At 69.8% G+C, this 15,693-nt stretch carries 16 protein-coding genes; all 16 read right to left on the reverse strand.

Annotation, left to right across the window (positions count from 1 at the left end; genetic code table 11):
- Positions 1-33 precede the first annotated feature (33 nt).
- The 16 genes from pyk to hisD all read right to left on the reverse strand — a co-directional run bounded on the left by pyk (position 34) and on the right by hisD (position 15,666).
- Positions 34-1,449, reverse strand: coding sequence for a pyruvate kinase (pyk, locus tag PQI66_RS03610; protein ID WP_339996109.1), 1,416 nt, complete (start codon positions 1,447-1,449; stop codon positions 34-36).
- 33 nt (positions 1,450-1,482) lie between these two features.
- Complete coding sequence (gene lgt, locus PQI66_RS03615) at positions 1,483-2,403, reverse strand: prolipoprotein diacylglyceryl transferase (RefSeq protein WP_339996110.1); 921 nt, start codon at positions 2,401-2,403, stop codon at positions 1,483-1,485.
- Positions 2,400-3,173 (reverse strand): tryptophan synthase subunit alpha, encoded by a 774-nt coding sequence (gene trpA / locus PQI66_RS03620; protein WP_339996112.1) that lies wholly within the window; start codon positions 3,171-3,173, stop codon positions 2,400-2,402. The genes lgt and trpA overlap by 4 nt, the downstream gene beginning before the upstream one ends.
- Positions 3,170-4,501 carry a tryptophan synthase subunit beta gene (gene trpB, locus PQI66_RS03625; protein ID WP_339996114.1) on the reverse strand — a complete coding sequence of 444 codons (1,332 nt, stop codon included), beginning with the start codon at positions 4,499-4,501 and terminating at the stop codon, positions 3,170-3,172. Before trpB ends, trpA begins: the two co-directional genes overlap by 4 nt.
- A 32-nt stretch (positions 4,502-4,533) precedes the next feature.
- Positions 4,534-5,346: an indole-3-glycerol phosphate synthase TrpC gene (trpC, locus tag PQI66_RS03630; protein WP_339996116.1), complete on the reverse strand. Its 813-nt coding sequence runs from the start codon at positions 5,344-5,346 to the stop codon at positions 4,534-4,536.
- An 86-nt stretch (positions 5,347-5,432) separates the two neighbouring features.
- Positions 5,433-6,110, reverse strand: a complete 678-nt coding sequence (locus PQI66_RS03635; RefSeq protein WP_339996118.1) for a TIGR02234 family membrane protein — start codon at positions 6,108-6,110, stop codon at positions 5,433-5,435.
- The gene (locus tag PQI66_RS03640) at positions 6,107-7,696 is read right to left on the reverse strand and encodes an anthranilate synthase component I (protein ID WP_339996119.1); all 1,590 of its coding nucleotides are present in this window, start codon (positions 7,694-7,696) and stop codon (positions 6,107-6,109) included. The genes PQI66_RS03635 and PQI66_RS03640 overlap by 4 nt, the downstream gene beginning before the upstream one ends.
- Entirely contained in the window at positions 7,689-8,084 is a 396-nt protein-coding gene (gene hisI / locus PQI66_RS03645; protein WP_339996120.1) for a phosphoribosyl-AMP cyclohydrolase, read from the reverse strand. Before hisI ends, PQI66_RS03640 begins: the two co-directional genes overlap by 8 nt.
- Positions 8,081-8,857 carry an imidazole glycerol phosphate synthase subunit HisF gene (hisF, locus tag PQI66_RS03650; protein ID WP_339996122.1) on the reverse strand — a complete coding sequence of 259 codons (777 nt, stop codon included), beginning with the start codon at positions 8,855-8,857 and terminating at the stop codon, positions 8,081-8,083. Before hisF ends, hisI begins: the two co-directional genes overlap by 4 nt.
- Positions 8,858-8,864: 7 nt before the next feature.
- Complete coding sequence (locus PQI66_RS03655; RefSeq protein WP_339996124.1) at positions 8,865-9,872, reverse strand: inositol monophosphatase family protein; 1,008 nt, start codon at positions 9,870-9,872, stop codon at positions 8,865-8,867.
- Positions 9,865-10,623, reverse strand: a complete 759-nt coding sequence (gene priA, locus PQI66_RS03660) for a bifunctional 1-(5-phosphoribosyl)-5-((5-phosphoribosylamino)methylideneamino)imidazole-4-carboxamide isomerase/phosphoribosylanthranilate isomerase PriA (RefSeq protein WP_339996126.1) — start codon at positions 10,621-10,623, stop codon at positions 9,865-9,867. The genes PQI66_RS03655 and priA overlap by 8 nt, the downstream gene beginning before the upstream one ends.
- A gap of 38 nt (positions 10,624-10,661) precedes the next feature.
- Positions 10,662-11,336 (reverse strand): imidazole glycerol phosphate synthase subunit HisH, encoded by a 675-nt coding sequence (gene hisH / locus PQI66_RS03665; protein ID WP_339996128.1) that lies wholly within the window; start codon positions 11,334-11,336, stop codon positions 10,662-10,664.
- Positions 11,337-11,382: 46 nt separating this feature from the next.
- Positions 11,383-12,642 carry an MFS transporter gene (locus PQI66_RS03670; protein WP_339996129.1) on the reverse strand — a complete coding sequence of 420 codons (1,260 nt, stop codon included), beginning with the start codon at positions 12,640-12,642 and terminating at the stop codon, positions 11,383-11,385.
- Positions 12,639-13,235 (reverse strand): imidazoleglycerol-phosphate dehydratase HisB, encoded by a 597-nt coding sequence (gene hisB, locus PQI66_RS03675; RefSeq protein WP_339996131.1) that lies wholly within the window; start codon positions 13,233-13,235, stop codon positions 12,639-12,641. The genes PQI66_RS03670 and hisB overlap by 4 nt, the downstream gene beginning before the upstream one ends.
- Positions 13,232-14,347, reverse strand: coding sequence for a histidinol-phosphate transaminase (locus PQI66_RS03680; RefSeq protein ID WP_339996132.1), 1,116 nt, complete (start codon positions 14,345-14,347; stop codon positions 13,232-13,234). The genes hisB and PQI66_RS03680 overlap by 4 nt, the downstream gene beginning before the upstream one ends.
- Entirely contained in the window at positions 14,347-15,666 is a 1,320-nt protein-coding gene (hisD, locus tag PQI66_RS03685) for a histidinol dehydrogenase (RefSeq protein WP_339996134.1), read from the reverse strand. Before hisD ends, PQI66_RS03680 begins: the two co-directional genes overlap by 1 nt.
- Positions 15,667-15,693 lie beyond the last annotated feature (27 nt).

Consider the following 15,693-nt stretch of genomic DNA (forward strand, 5'->3'; position numbering starts at 1 on the left):
GGGTCTCCTTGCCTCTGCCCCGGGAACCTTCTCCTAGGCGGTGTCTTCGCCGAGGAGGTGGACGTGGATCATGTTGGTGTTGCCCTCGGTGCCGGGGGGCGACCCAGCGACGATGACGACCGCGTCCTCACGGGTGTACCCGGCCTGGCCCAGCAGGATCGAATCCACCTCCTGCATGATCTCGTCGGTGGTCGACACCTCGTTGGTCAGGTAGGACTCGGCCCCCCAGGTCAGGGCCAGCTGGTTGCGGACCTCCTGGGACGGGGTGAACACCAGCAGGGGCAGGTCGGAGCGCAGCCGGGCGACACGGCGGGCGGTGTCGCCGGACGCCGTGAAGGCGATCAGGGCGCGGGCGTTGAGCCGCTCACCGATGTCCTTGGCCGCGAAGCTGATCACGCCACGCTTGGTGCGCGGGACGTGGGACAGCGGCGGGACCTCGCCGTCGGTCTCGGCGGCGAGGACGATGCGCGACATGGTCTTCACCGTGTCCACCGGGTACTTGCCCACGGAGGTCTCACCGGACAGCATGACGGCGTCGGCGCCGTCGAGCACCGCATTGGCCACGTCGGACGCCTCGGCGCGCGTGGGACGGGAGTTCTCGATCATCGAGTCGAGCATCTGGGTTGCCACGATGACGGGCTTGGCGTTCTCACGGGCGATCTGCACCGCACGCTTCTGCACCAGCGGCACCTCCTCCAGCGGGACCTCGACGCCCAGGTCGCCGCGGGCGACCATGATGGCGTCGAAGGCGAGGATGATCGGCTCGAGGGCGTCGACGGCCTCGGGCTTCTCCAGCTTCGCGATGACCGGGACCCGACGGCCCACCTCGTCCATGATCTCGTGGACGAGCTCGACGTCCGCCGGGGAACGTACGAAGGACAGCGCGATGACGTCGGCACCCATGGTCAGGGCGAACCGGAGATCGGCGATGTCCTTCTCGGAGAGTGCCGGCACGGAGATGTTCATCCCCGGCAGGGACACACCCTTGTTGTTGGAGACGGGGCCGCCCTCGACGACCTCACAGACGACGTCGTTGCCCTCGACGGACTTGCAGACGAGGCCGACCTTCCCGTCGTCGACGAGCAGCCGGTCACCGGGCCGGGCGTCCCGGGCGAGCTGCTTGTAGGTGGTCGAGACACGGTCGTGGGTGCCGGACACGTCGTCGACGGTGATCCGGACCTCCTCACCGGTCTCCCAGTAGGTCTTCTCCTCGGCGAACCGTCCGAGCCGGATCTTGGGTCCCTGCAGGTCGGCGAGCACGCCGACCGAGCGACCGGTCTCCTCGGCCGCCTGCCGGACCCACTCGTAGTTCTGCTGGTGATCCGCGTGCTCACCGTGCGAAAAGTTCAGCCGGGCGACGTTCATGCCGGCCAGAACGAGTTCACGGATGTTGTCCGCGGAGGCCACTGCCGGGCCCAGGGTGCATACGATCTTGGTGCGTCTACTCACCCGTCCGAGGATAACCCCGTACCCCCGTGCCCGCTACCGCCGGGTGTCGTCCCCGGCCGACCCGACCGACACGGGCTCGTCCTGCATCGCAGGCCCCGCGACGTACGCGGGGTCCTCGCGGGTCCTGGACCTCGTGACGATGAACAGGACGAGGGCGCCGACGAAGACCACCGCGGACACGACGCTGTTGATCCGGACGTCGCCGAAGACGGTCGTCGCCGCGTCGGTGCGGATCAGTTCGATGAAGAAGCGGCCGAAGGTGTAGCCGGCCACGTACAGCATGAACACCCGTCCTCCGCCGAGCCGGAAGCGACGGTCGGCGGCGACCAGGAGCACCACCACAAGCAGGCTCCACAGCAGTTCGTAGAGGAACGTGGGTTGCACGGTGGCCAGGACGAACCCGTCCGAGACACCGTTCATCTGGTCGATGTTGCCGTTCTCGTCCACCCGCCGGTAGATCTCCAACGCCCACGGGGCGTCGGACTCGCCGCCGTACAGCTCCTGGTTGAACCAGTTGCCCAGCCGCCCGATGGCCTGGGCGAGCAGGATCGGCGGGGCGACGGCGTCGGCGAAGGGTGCCAGGGGCACCTTCTTGTAGGACAGGACGGCCCATACCGCCAGCCCTCCGCCGACGACCGCACCCCAGATGCCGAGGCCGCCGTTGGTGATCTTGAACGCGTCGACCCAGTCCCGCCCCTCACCGAAGTAGAGGTGGTGGTCGGTGATGACGTGGTAGATCCGTCCACCGATGATGCCGGCGGGCACCGCGGCAATGGCACAGTCGATCACGGTCTCCGCGCGTCCGCCGCGGGCGACGTAACGACGCACGGTCCAGTACACCGCGACGACGATGCCGACGAGGATGCACAGCGCGTAGGCGCGCACCGCCACCGGACCGAGGTACCACACCCCCTGGGGCGGTGACGGGATGGCGGCGAGAATGTCCGTGGTCACCGACGGACCCCCTCATGGAGGTCCGCGGCCAGCCTCTCCAACGCCGCCACCCCGGAGGACGCGGCGGAGATCAGGGCGGATCCGACGATGACGCCGTCGGCGTAGTCGGCGATCGCGGCGGCATGGTCCCCCGTCTTCACCCCCAGCCCGACCGCGACCGGCAGGTCGGTGGCCGCCTGGGTCCGGGCGACGAGGTCCCGGGCGTCGGCGGAGACGTCGTCCTGGGCACCGGTGACACCCATGTGCGACTGTGCGTAGATGAAACCGCCTCCTGCCTTGACGGTGAGGTCCAGGCGTTCGGGGGTGGTGGACGGTGCGACGAGGTAGACGTTGTCCAGCCCGTTGGCCCGGCAGGCCGCGTTCCAGCGTGCGGACTCCTCCGGCAGCAGGTCCGGGATGATCGAACCGAGTCCGCCGGCGGCGGCGAGGTCCTCGGCGAACTTCTCGGGACCGTACTGGAGGATCGGGTTCCAGTAGCTCATGATCACCGCGCTCCCGCCGGCCTCGGTGATCGCGCGGACCACGGTGAAGGTGTCCCGTACCCGGAAGCCTGCCTCGAGGGCGGTCGTCGCGGCCTCCTGGATCGTGGGGCCGTCCATCATCGGGTCGGTGAACGGGATCCCGACCTCGATGAGGTCGGCGTAGCGCGACAGCGCCGTCGCCAGCTCCACGGACTCCTGCAGCGTCGGGTAGCCGGCCGGGAGGTAGCCGACGAGTGCCGCACGTCCCTCGTCCCTGGCGCCGGTGAAGATCTCGGACAGTGTGCTCATCGGTTGCTCTCCTCGTCCCGGCTCTCTTCCGGGTGCATGCCGAACCAGGTTGCGGCGGTGTCGACGTCCTTGTCACCGCGGCCGGAGACGTTGACGATGAACACCGGGCGCTTCCCGCTCGCGGTGGTCCGGGTCCCGTCGGCGTACTGCGCGCCGACCGTCACCGCCAGTGCGACGGCGTGGGCGGACTCGATGGCGGGGATGATGCCCTCGGTCCGCGTCAGCAGCCGGAAGGCGTCCATCGCCTCGGAGTCCGTGACAGGCAGGTACTCGGCCCGTCCTTCGGTGGCCAGGAACGAGTGCTCGGGCCCGACGCCGGGGTAGTCCAGGCCGGCGGAGATGGAGTGCGACTCGGTGATCTGGCCGTCCTCGTTCTGCATCAGCGCGGCGAAGGAACCCTGGAAGACCCCTTCCGAGCCGACGGTGATGGGTGCGGCGTGCCGCCCGGTCTCGACACCGTCGCCGCCGGCCTCACCACCGATGAGCGCGACGCCCTCGTCGTCGATGAAGGGGTGGAACAGGCCGATGGCGTTGGATCCGCCGCCGACGCAGGCCATGACCGCGTCGGGCAGACGTCCTGCCCCGGCGAGAATCTGGGCACGGGCCTCCACACCGATGATGCGCTGCAGGTCACGCACCATCTCGGGGAAGGGGTGCGGGCCGGCGGCGGTGCCGAAGCAGTAGTAGGTGTCGTCGGCGTGGGAGACCCAGTAGCGCATGGCCTCGTTGATGGCGTCCTTCAACGTCGCCGAACCGACGGTGACCTCGATGACCTCGGCACCGAGCAGTCGCATGCGGGCGATGTTGAGCGCCTGGCGACGGGCGTCCACCTGCCCCATGTAGATGCGGCAGTTCAGGCCGAGCAGCGCACAGGCGGTCGCGGTGGCCACACCGTGCTGCCCTGCCCCGGTCTCGGCGATGACGTTCGCCTTGCCCATGCGCTTGGCCAGCAGAACCTGGCCGAGGACGTTGTTGATCTTGTGGGAACCGGTGTGGTTCAGGTCCTCACGCTTGAACCACACGTCGGCCCCCACCGCGTCAGAGAACCGTGCACCGTAGTACAGCGGCGACGGGCGCCCGGTGTAGTTGCGGTGCAGGTCGTCGAGTTCATCGAGGTAGTCCTGGTCGGCCCTGGCCTTCGCCCAGGAATCCTGGATCTCCTCGATGACGGCCATCAGGGCTTCAGGAATGTACCGTCCGCCGTAGTTTCCCCAGTGACCGTTGTCGTCCGCGTCGTGCGCCGTCGGCACGGCGAGGACCTCCCCTGCCGTGGGCAGGTTGAGCGTGTTCTTGAAGTCACTCTTGTCGTTCCCGGATGGTGTACTCACACCCAGGAACTGTACCTTACGTGCTCCCCCGGCTACGTCGGGTCCGGGCGGAAGGCGGGGTGCTGTCCGGCGGCGACGAGCGCGCGGCACGCCTGTCCCGGGTTGGCGGCGGTGACGAGTCCCTCGCCGACCAGGATCGCGTCCGCCCCCGCCGTGGCGTAGGCCTGCATGTCGGTGGTGTTGCGCACCCCGGACTCGGCGATCTTGATGACCGAGTCCGGCAGTCCGGGCACGATCCGGCCGAACACACCGGGGTCGACCTCGAGGGTCTTGAGGTTGCGGGCGTTGACGCCGATCACCGAGGCACCGGCGGCGACGGCACGTTCGGCCTCCTCCTCGGAGTGGACCTCCACGAGTGCGGTCATCCCCAGGGACTCGGTACGGTCCAGCAGGGCGGCGAGCCGGTCCTGCTCCAGTGCGGCGACGATGAGCAGGACCACGTCGGCGCCGTGGGCGCGGGCCTCGTGGACCTGGTACGGGTTGACCGTGAAGTCCTTCCGCAGCAGCGGGACGTCGACCGCGGCACGTACCTTGTCGAAGTCAGCCAGAGAGCCGTGGAACCGGCGCTCCTCGGTGAGGCAGCTGATCACGGTCGCACCGTTGGCGGCGTAGGCCCGGGCCAGGATCTCCGGCTCGGGAATGTCGGCGAGATGGCCCTTCGAGGGGCTGGCCCTCTTGACCTCGGCGATCACACTCACCTCCGGGCCGGCCAGGGCCGCACGGGCGTCGAGGGCGGGCGGTGCGTCCTGCGCCATCGCCTTGATCTCGGCGAACGGGACCGCGGACTCGCGTCGCGAGGTGTCCTCGAGTACTCCGGCGATGATCTCGTCGAGTACGGTTGCCATCATTCCTCCCGGGAGGTCAGGTGTCGTAGAGAACCTTCATGCTATCCCCGCGGTCGCGGGACGGCGACATCGGGGTGATGTCGGCGTCACACCCGGTGTCCGCCGTCGCCTGTGTCACGGTCGGTGCCGTCACGGTCGGTCGGGTCGACGCCGGCGTCGAGGGCGTCCCACAGCACCCGTCCGGAGCCGGGGTTGTCGTCGAGGTCCTTCTCCACGCCGGCACGGCGGGCCTCGGGGGTCTCGTACTTGCTGTGCCCGGAGCGCGCCGCGCCCGGCTTCATGGCCAGCAGGACACCGCCGACGACCCCCAGGGCCGCGGCGACGAGGAACAGGACGACCGGCCCGGCGTGGACGTGCCCGTCCAGGACGGTGGCCCATTCCGAGATCTGCACGGGGTCGGACTCGCGTTGTGTGCCGGCCCCACTCACCAGCAGGGACTGCGCCCGGTTCAGGTCCGGCCCGCCGGAGAGCAGCGTCACCGCGGCGATCCCGGCGCCGGCGGCGAGCAGGGCGGAGATACCGCCCAGGACGCGTCGGGCCAGGGGTTGCAGTGCCATCGACAGGATCATCGCGGCCAGCATCGCCAGCGCCAGCGGTGTCCCGGCGGCGTCCCACACCGACCCGATGATGTTCTTGACCGACTCGCCGCTCTTGTCGTCCTCGACGGTGACGGTCAACCAGGTCATCTGCCCCGCACCCCAGAGCCCGGCGGCGCTGAGGACCGTCAGCAGGAGTGCGAGGCTCCGTCCTCCGAGACGCTTCACCGGTCGGCCCCCGTGTCGGCTGCCGTGGGAGCGACGTTCACCATCGTCTCGGCCGCGGCGACAGCGCGGAGCACGGCGAGGGCCTTGTTCCGGGTCTCCTCGTCCTCCGCGTCGGGGTCGGAGTCGGCGACGATCCCGCCGCCGGCCTGGACGTACACCGTCCCGTCCTTGTAGAGGCCGGTACGGATGGCGATCGCCTGGTCGGCGTTCCCGGAGAAGTCGAAGTAGCCCACGGTCCCACCGTAGACACCTCGGCGCGTGTCCTCCAGTTCGTCGATGATGGTCAACGCCGACGGCTTCGGGGCGCCGGAGAGGGTGCCGGCCGGGAAGGTGCCGACGAAGGCGTCGAGCGCGGTCTTCCCTTCGGCCAGACGACCACTGACCCCGGAGACCAGGTGCATGATGGCGCTGTAGCGTTCCACGTGCCGGAAGTCGTGGACCTCCACCGTGCCGGGCGCACAGACCCGGCCGACGTCGTTACGGCCCAGGTCCACCAGCATCAGGTGTTCCGAGTTCTCCTTCTCGTCGTTGACGAGCTCCTTCTCCATGAGCTCGTCCTCCTCGAACGTCGCGCCACGGGGCCGGGAGCCGGCGATGGGGAAGGTGGTCACCCGGCCGTCGGACACCTGCACCAGCGACTCCGGAGAGGAGCCGATGATCTGGAACGCGGTCTCGGTGAAGGAGTCGTCCGGGACGTTCAGCAGGAACATGTAGGGGCTGGGGTTGGACACCCGCAGCATGCGGTAGACGTCCAGCCCCGGGACGTCGGTGTCGAGCTCGAAGCGCTGTGACAGGACGATCTGGAAGGCGTCGCCGGCCCGGATGTGTTCCTTGCAGGTCTCGATGCGGGCCTTGTGGTCGTCCAGGGCGCGCTGACGACGCGGCTGCGGGGCCGGGGTGGAGAACGTCGCCGAGGGCAGGTGGGCGCCGGAGGCCAGACGCCGCTCCATCTCGTCGACCCGGGCGACGGCGTCGGCGTAGGCGCCCTCGACCCGGTCGTCGGAACCGTCCCAGTTCACCGCGTTGGCGATGAGCCAGATGGTGCCCTCGTGGTGGTCCATGACGGCCAGGGTGTCGGCGAGCAGCTGCACCATGTCGGGAACCTGCAGGTCGTCGGTGCAGGTGTCGGGGATGTCCTCGATGTAGCGGATCATGTCGTGCCCCATGTAGCCGACGAGGCCGGACGTCAGCGTGGGAAGACCGGGCATCGGGTCGGTGTGCAGCAGTGCGAGGCTCTCGCGGATCACGGCGAGCGGGTCGGTGCCTTCCGGCACGCCCGCCGGCGGCGTGCCGATCCAGTGGACGTCGCCGTCCTTCGCGGTCAACGCACACCGCGCACCGGTGCCGATGAAGGAGTGCCGCGACCAGGACTGTCCCGGTGCGGCCGACTCGAAGAGGAACGTGCCGGGGCGGTCCCCGGCAAGTTTGGTGTAGGCGCTCAGCGCGCTCTCCCCGTCGGCGAGGATCTTCCGGGCGACGGGGACGACGCGGTGGCGTGCCGCCAGGCGCCGGAAGGTGTCGAAACTCGTGATCTGGTAGGGGTCGGACGGGTCGTGTCGGTCGTACTGGTCGGTCAGGTCAGTCATGAACTGGTCTTTCAGGCTGGAGCAGCCGGTCGGCGTCGAAGCAGGTGTGGTCCCCGGTGTGGCAGGCACCGCCGGTCTGGTCGACCGTCAGCAGGACGGTGTCGCCGTCACAGTCGAGACGGACCTCGTGGACGTACTGGGTGTGTCCGGAGGTCTCCCCCTTGACCCAGTACTCGTCGCGGGACCGCGACCAGTAGGTCGCTTTACGGGTGGCGAGTGTGTGTGCCAGGGCGTGGTCGTCCATCCACGCGAGCATGAGGACGTCGCCGGTGGACGCCTCCTGCACGACGGCGGCGACGAGGCCGGCGTCGTTGCGGGAGAGCCGCGCCGCGACAGCAGGATCGAGGTCGACGCCGCGGACGTCGTCGTCTGTGGTCAGCGCGCTCATCGCCGGACCTCGATCCCCTGCTCCGCCATCGCGTCCTTGACCTCGGGGATGGCGATCTCACCGAAGTGGAAGACCGAGGCCGCGAGCACCGCGTCGGCCCCCGCCTCCACCGCGGGCGGGAAGTCGGCGACCGTGCCCGCCCCGCCGGAGGCGATGACCGGGATGCTCACGGCGGCACGCACCAGTGCCAGCAGGTCGAGGTCGAAGCCGTCGCGGGTGCCGTCGGCGTCCATGGAGTTCAGCAGAATCTCCCCGACACCGAGTTCCTGGCCACGCACCGCCCATTCCACCGCGTCGATGCCGGCGGACCGGGAGCCACCGTGGGTCGTCACCTCGAAGCCGCTGGGCTGGGGGTCCCCTCCCTCCGGCACCCGACGGGCGTCGACGGACAGCACGATGCACTGGGCACCGAAACGGGCCGAGAGCTCCCGGAGCAGTTCCGGACGGTGGATCGCGGAGGTGTTCACCGAGACCTTGTCGGCACCGGCCCGCAGGAGCTGGTTCACGTCCTCCTCGGAGCGGACCCCGCCGCCGACGGTGAGCGGGATGAACACCTGGTCCGCTGTCCGGCGCACGACGTCGAGCATCGTGCCCCGTCCCGCCTTCGACGCCGAGACGTCGAGGAAGGTCAGTTCGTCGGCGCCGTCGGCGTCGTAGCGCGCGGCGAGCTCGACGGGATCGCCGGCGTCCCTGAGGTTCAGGAAGTTCACCCCCTTGACCACGCGTCCGTCGTCGACGTCGAGACACGGGATGACCCGTACTGCAACACTCATCGGTTGATCACCGTATTCCTCCCCGGTCCATGATTTCCTGGGCGTTTCGTGCGGCGGTGCCGATCGGCACCGAGCGGATGTGGTCCAGCAGGATCGAATGGACCTCAGGCTCCCCGGCGACCAGCCCGGACACGCCGGGACGCCACGGGTCGCCGTTGAAGTCGGTCACCACTCCCCCGGCCTCGCGCACGAGCAGCATGCCGGCGGCGTTGTCCCAGAGGTTCGGGCTGAAGGTCACGGTACCGCCGAAGATCCCGGCGGCGGTGAAGGCCAGGTCGATCCCGCAGGAACCGGTGACCCGCATGCGTGGGTAGGTCCGGCCGATCGCGTTGAGCATGTCCTGACGGTACGAGATCGGCAGGTTACCGCGGCGCTGCGACAGGATGGACCCGAAGCTGATCTGCGTCACGCCGGGGTCCGAGGGCAGCATCGGTCGGGCGGGGTGCCCGTCGACGTAGAGCCCGTGGCCCTTGCGGGCGGTGATGCGCTGGCCCAGCAGGGGCATCTCGGTGACGGCGACGACCGCCTCCCCCTTGTGCACGAGGGAGACGAGGATGCAGCAGAACGGGTTGCCCACGGCGTAGTTCGCCGTGCCGTCGATCGGGTCGACGACCCAGCAGGTCTCCGGAAGTTCGTCGAGTCCGGGGTTCTTGTCGGCGTCGGCACGGTCGAGGGTGTCGGCGTCCGTGGCGTCGGTGGTCCGTGGCCCGGGGTCCGACCGGTCGCGACGCGGCCCGTCGAGGTCGTCGGCCTTGTCGTCGTTGGGGTTGATCTCCACCGGCTCCCCGGGACGCACCACCCCGTACTCCTCGCCGTGGACCGGCAGTCCGGTGTAGCTGGTCAGCAGGTGACGGAGCTGGCGTTCCACGCTGAGGTCGGCCTCGGTGGCGAAGTCACCGGGGCTCTTCATCACCGAGGGCTCGGCGCCGACGGCGGCGGAGAACGTCGTCTCCGCCTCGTCGACGGCAGCCTCGGCGATCGCCAGCAGTGCCCGGGTGTCGATCTCGTCACTCACCGGGCACCGCCTGTGTCTCCCCACGGGCGGCCACCAGTGCCTCTTCCAGCGTGAACTTGCCCGCGTAAAGTGCCTTGCCGACGATGGCCGAGTCCACCCCCTCGTCCACGACGGCCGCCAGGGCGCGGAGGTCGTCGAGGCTGGAGATGCCGCCGGAGGCCACGACCGGTGCCGACGTCGCCGCCGCGACCTCGCGCAGCAGGTCGATGTTCGGGCCGTTGAGCATGCCGTCGCGGGAGACGTCGGTGACCACGAAACGGGAGCAGCCCTGGGAGTCGAGGCGTTCGAGGACCTCCCACAGGTCGCCGCCGTCGGAGACCCAGCCGCGCCCACGCAGGCGCCATTCACCGTCGACCTGACGGGTGTCCAGGCCGATGGCGACACGGTCGCCGTGCTCGGCGATGATCTTCTCGCACCAGTCCGGGTTCTCCAGGGCGGCGGTGCCGATGTTCACCCGACGACAGCCGGTCGACAGGGCACGTTCCAGCGACGCGTCGTCGCGGATGCCCCCGGAGAGTTCGACCTGCACGTCCAGCTGCCCGATGACCTCGTTGAGCAGGTCGAAGTTGCTCCCCGTGCCGAAGGCGGCGTCCAGGTCGACGAGATGCACCCACTCCGCTCCGGCGTTCTGCCAGGCCAGGGCGGCGTCCAGGGGTGCGCCGTAGCTGGTCTCGGTGCCGGCGGCACCCTGGACCAGGCGGACAGCCTGGCCGTCGGCGACGTCAACGGCGGGAAGCAGGGTAAGAGTCATGGGAGGTATCCTATCGCGTGAATCGGGGCGGGACGGTCTTAGAGAGTGGCGAGCCAGTTCCGGAGCAGCCGGGCACCGGCCTCCCCGGACTTCTCCGGGTGGAACTGGGTGGCCCACAGCGGGCCGTTCTCGACGGCGGCGACGAACCGGCAGTCCTCGTGTGTCGCCCACGTCACCGACGGTGCGACCGTGTGCCCGTCGGTCTCCAGCTCCCAGGAGCGGACGCCGTAGGAGTGGACGAAGTAGTAACGCTCGTCGGCGGCGGCACCGGCGAACATCCGGGACTCCTGCGGGGTGTCCACGGTGTTCCACCCCATGTGGGGCAGGACGGAGGCGTCCAGGCGTGCGACGGTCCCGGGCCATTCACCACAGCCCTCGGTGCCTGTGCCGTCGCTGCCGTCGCCACCGCCCGTGCTGCCTTCGACACCACGGTCGAACAGCACCTGCATGCCGACGCAGATGCCGAACACCGCACGTCCGCCGGCGAGCCGCTCCCCGATCAGCCTCGGCCCGTGGACAGCCCGCAGTCCGGTCATGCAGGCCGCGAAGTTGCCGACCCCGGGCACCAGCAGACCGTCGGCGGCCAGGACGGTGTCCGGGTCAGCTGTCACGGTGACGACCGCCCCGGCATGTTCCAGTGCCCGCTGCGCCGAGCGCAGGTTGCCGGAGCCGTAGTCCAGGAGCGCGACCGTCGGGGATGCTTTTTCCACCATGGTCAGTGATCCTACAAGGCCGCGCGTCCTCCCGGACGCTCCGGCCCTACCGCTCCCCGCCGGGGCGCAGGCTCCGCAGCCGGGCCCGGACGTTGCCGTGCTCGGCGACCCGGTTGCGCCCCAGGATCCGGTCGCCGGCGAGTGTGGCGGTGCCCAGCCCCACCAGACCCGCACCGACCAGGAAGGCACCACCGTACCCGCTGGTCGTGGCCGCGACACCCAGCACGGAGGAACCCGCCCCGGTCCCGGAGTCGAAGCCGATGTTCCACATCGCCGAGGCTTCCGAGACCCGTTCCTTCGGCATGCGGGAGAACATCATCAGCAGGGTCTCGGACTGGATCGCCCCGAACCCGAGTCCGAAGACGGCCGCGGCACCGAGGGCGCCGACGACCAGGACGCCCCCGGTCGGCGCCGTGACGATGAGCGTGGACATGGCGAGCATCCCGCCGACGGCGGACAGCGACGCCCAGACGACCAGGCGACCCGGCTCCCCGACGCGGTCGGCCCACCATCCGGAGATCGTCCGGCCCAGGATCTGGCCGCCGCCGATGACCGCCAGCGTCACCCCGGCGAGCGTTGCCGCGGCTGTGGCGTCGATCTCGCCGACCGCGGGAGCGGTGAAGGTGGAGAAGGCCCCGAAGCCCATGGCCCCGGTGCACAGTCCGACGATCGGGACGAGGACGAGCTTCCACAGCGGTGCACGTCGCTGTGTCTGCCGCCGGACTTGCGCGGTGTCCCTCGTCACCTCGGCCGCCTGCAGGGCGGGGATTCCCAGTGCACCGAACCCACCGATCACACCGCACCCCACGGCGACGAGGAACACCAGGTCGCCGGCATGGGTGTAGAGGGGCAGACCGACGGTGAACCCGATGATCTCCCCGACGCCGATCGACGCGCCGAAGAAGGCGTTCGCCCGCCCGAGCTGGTGGACGGGGACGAGTTCGGCGAGCAGTGCCGACTGTGCCACGGTGACCGCGCCGAAGCCGATGCCCCGGATCGCCGAGACGACCAGCACCAGCCAGGACCCGCCGTCGATGAGGTAGAGCGCGGAGGGCACCCCGAGCAGTACCGCCCCGGACACCATCACCGGCACGTACCCCCAGCGCCGCAGCAGCCGGGGGACGAAGATCTGCGTGATCACCGTGGCCGCCATGAAGACTCCGGTGGACAGGCCCGCCAGGGAGTCCCCGTAGCCGGCGTCCAGCATCGCCACCGGAATGACCGGTAGCAGCAACGACCAGCCGAGGAAGGCGCAGAACACGCTCAGCAGCATCAGGGGCACGCCCCTGACCGAGAGAACGGTCACAGGGTCCCCTTCGTCGACGGCACCCCCGTCACCCGCGGGTCCGGCTCCACGGCGGCGCGCAGCGCGCGGGCCACCGCCTTGTACTCGGCCTCGGTGATGTGGTGCGGGTCGCGGCCGTAGAGGCAGCGCACGTGCAGGGCGATCCGGGCGTTGAAGGCGAGCGTCTCGAAGAAGTGCTCGTTGATCACGGTGGCGTAGTGTCCGCCGATCACGGTCGTGAGCATGGTCTCCGGTTCACCGGAACCGACGAAGTACGGGCGCCCGGAGACGTCCACCACAGCCTGCGCCAGGGTCTCGTCCATGGGGATGTGGGAGTCGGCGAACCTGCGGATCCCGGCCTTGTCCCCGAGGGCCTCGCTGATCGCCTGGCCCAGCACGATGGCGGTGTCCTCGACGGTGTGGTGGGCGTCGACGTCGGTGTCACCGTCGGCGTGCACGGTCAGGTCGAAGCAACCGTGGGAGCCGAAGGCGGTGAGCATGTGGTCGAAGAAGGGCAGGCCGGTGGAGATGTCGGTGGACCCGGTCCCGTCGAGGTTGATCTCGACGGTGATCGAGGATTCCTTCGTGGTGCGTTCGATGCGGCTGGTTCTCACGTGTGTTCTCCGATGATCGTTGCGGCGGCGGCGAGGAAGGCGTCGTTCTCCTGCGGGAGCCCGACCGTCATCCGCAGGTGGCCGGGCACGCCGACGTCCCGGATGAGGACGTCGCGGTCGAGGAAGTGCTGCCACATCCGGTGTGCGTCGCCGGGGACGGCGAAGAAGATGAAGTTGGACTCGCTGGGAACCACACCGTAACCCAGTTCCACCAGCCCCGCGACCACCCGGTCGCGTTCGCCGCGCAGGGCGTCGACGGTGGCGAGGGTCTCGTCGCTGTGCCGCAGCGCGATCGTGGCCGCGGCCTGCGACAGCGTCGACAGGTGGTACGGCAGACGGACGAGCATCACGGCCTCGATGAAGGCCGGGTCGGCGACGAAGTAGCCGAGCCGTCCCCCGGCAAAGTCGAAGGCCTTGGACATCGTCCGGGACACCACCAACGACGTGGGGTACTCGGCGATCAGCGCGGTGGCACTGGACTCGGCCGAGAACTCGGCGTAGGCCTCGTCGACGATGACGATGCCACCGGCCGCGCGGGTCGCGTCGAGGATCCGACGCAGGTCCGCCACACCGGTCACCCCACCGGTGGGGTTGTTCGGGGTGGTGACGAAGACGATGTCCGGCGTCTCCTCCCCGATGGTCTGCACCGCGGCGTCGACGTCGATACCGAAGTCCTCGCCCGTACGCGGGACGTCGATGAACGCGGTCTGCGTCCCGGCGGCGAGGATCGGGTGCATGGAGTAGCTCGGGGTGAACCCGAGCACGCTGCGGCCCGGCCCACCGAAGGCCTGCAGCAGCTGCTGCAGGACCTCGTTGGAACCGTTCGCGGCCCAGACGTTGTCCACGCCGACCGGAACCCCGGTCTGTCGGGTCACGTAGGACGCCAGCTCCCCGCGCAGGTCGACGCTGTCGCGTTCCGGGTAGCGGTTCAGCGTGGTCGCCAGACGTGCCACCTCCGCGACGAGGTCCTCCACCAGGCCGTCGCTCGGCGGGTAGGGGTTCTCGTTGGTGTTGAGCTGGTTGGTCACGGTGAGCTGGGGGGCGCCGTAGGCCGATCTTCCGCGCAGCTCAGGACGCAGCGGCAGGTCCGACAGGGTGGTCTGCTCGGTCATCATCGCTCCTGTGTCTCGAAACGGGCACGCACGGCCTCACCGTGTGCCGGCAGCTGCTCGGCGTCGGCGAGGGCGGTGACGGTGTCGGCGACCTCCTTGAGGGCGCCGCGGTCGTAGGAGATGACGTCGACGTGCTTGAGGAAGGTGTGGGTCGACAGTCCGGAGGAGTGCCGGGCGGTTCCGGACGTCGGCAGGACGTGGTTGGACCCGGCGGCGTAGTCCCCGAGCGGCACCGGCGCGTAGTGCCCGACGAAGATGGCCCCGGCGTTGGTGATCCGCGCGGCGACGGCGGCGGAGTCGGCGGTCTGGACCTCGAGGTGTTCGGCGGCGTAGGCGTCGGCGACCCGGACCGATTCGTCGAGGGAGTCGGTGAGGATGATGCCGGACTGCCGCCCGGTCAGGGCCTCGGCGACCCGGTCCGAGTTCAGCGTCACGCCGTAGCGCTCCTCGATCTCACGGTCGACGGCGTCGGCGAACTCGACGGAGTCGGTGATGAGCACCGAGGCGGCCATCACGTCGTGCTCGGCCTGGCTGATCAGGTCGTAGGCGACGGCCACGGGGTCGGCGGTGTCGTCGGCGAGCACGGCGATCTCGGTGGGGCCGGCCTCGGAGTCGATGCCGACGACCGAGCGGCAGAGACGCTTGGCGGCGGTGACGAAGATGTTGCCGGGTCCGGTGATCATGTCGACCGGCTCCAGGTCGGCGGCGCCGGAGTCGCCGTACGCCATGAGTGCGACGGCCTGGCCACCTCCGACGGCCCAGACCTCGTCGACACCGAGCAGGGCGCAGGCCGCGAGGATCGTGGGGTGGGGCCAGCCGCCGAAGTCCGCCTGCGGCGGGGAGGACACCACGAGGCTCCCGACGCCGGCCTCCTGGGCGGGGACGACGTTCATGATCACCGACGAGGGGTAGACCGCGTTGCCACCCGGGACGTAGAGGCCCACGCGGTTGACCGGAATCCAGCGTTCGGAGACCACACCACCGGGAGCGACCTCGACCGAGGCGTCCTGCGGCTTCTGGGAGCCGTGGAAGGCGCGCACCCGACGGATGGCCTCCCGCAGCGCATCGGTGACCGTGGGATCCAGGTCGCGCAGTGCCGCGGCGACGACGTCGTCCGGCACCCGGACGGAGGACGGCCTGACGTGGTCGAACTTCTCGCCGTACTCCAGTGCGGCCTCGGCGCCACGGGCGCGGACGTCCTCCACGACCGGTGTCACCGCCGGGAGAACATGGTCGATGTCGGTGCCGCCGCGCGGCAGGATTCGACGGAGTTCAGCGGTGGAGGGGGTCTGGCCCCTCAGGTCCAGGCGCGAGAGCATGGCGTGGGATCGTCTCCAGGGTCGGTG

The organism is Corynebacterium sp. USCH3, assembly GCF_037619475.1.
Lineage (GTDB): Bacteria > Actinomycetota > Actinomycetes > Mycobacteriales > Mycobacteriaceae > Corynebacterium.

Excerpts from the sequence above, each read along its gene's own strand:
- trpA (WP_339996112.1), bottom strand. The coding sequence starts at position 3,173 with ATGAGCACACTGTCCGAGATCTTCACCGGCGCCAGGGACGAGGGACGT.
- trpC (WP_339996116.1), bottom strand. The coding sequence starts at position 5,346 with ATGGCAACCGTACTCGACGAGATCATCGCCGGAGTACTCGAGGACACC.
- PQI66_RS03640 (WP_339996119.1), bottom strand. The coding sequence starts at position 7,696 with ATGACTGACCTGACCGACCAGTACGACCGACACGACCCGTCCGACCCC.
- hisI (WP_339996120.1), bottom strand. The coding sequence starts at position 8,084 with ATGAGCGCGCTGACCACAGACGACGACGTCCGCGGCGTCGACCTCGAT.
- hisF (WP_339996122.1), bottom strand. The coding sequence starts at position 8,857 with ATGAGTGTTGCAGTACGGGTCATCCCGTGTCTCGACGTCGACGACGGA.
- priA (WP_339996126.1), bottom strand. The coding sequence starts at position 10,623 with ATGACTCTTACCCTGCTTCCCGCCGTTGACGTCGCCGACGGCCAGGCT.
- hisH (WP_339996128.1), bottom strand. The coding sequence starts at position 11,336 with ATGGTGGAAAAAGCATCCCCGACGGTCGCGCTCCTGGACTACGGCTCC.
- PQI66_RS03680 (WP_339996132.1), bottom strand. The coding sequence starts at position 14,347 with ATGACCGAGCAGACCACCCTGTCGGACCTGCCGCTGCGTCCTGAGCTG.
- hisD (WP_339996134.1), bottom strand. The coding sequence starts at position 15,666 with ATGCTCTCGCGCCTGGACCTGAGGGGCCAGACCCCCTCCACCGCTGAA.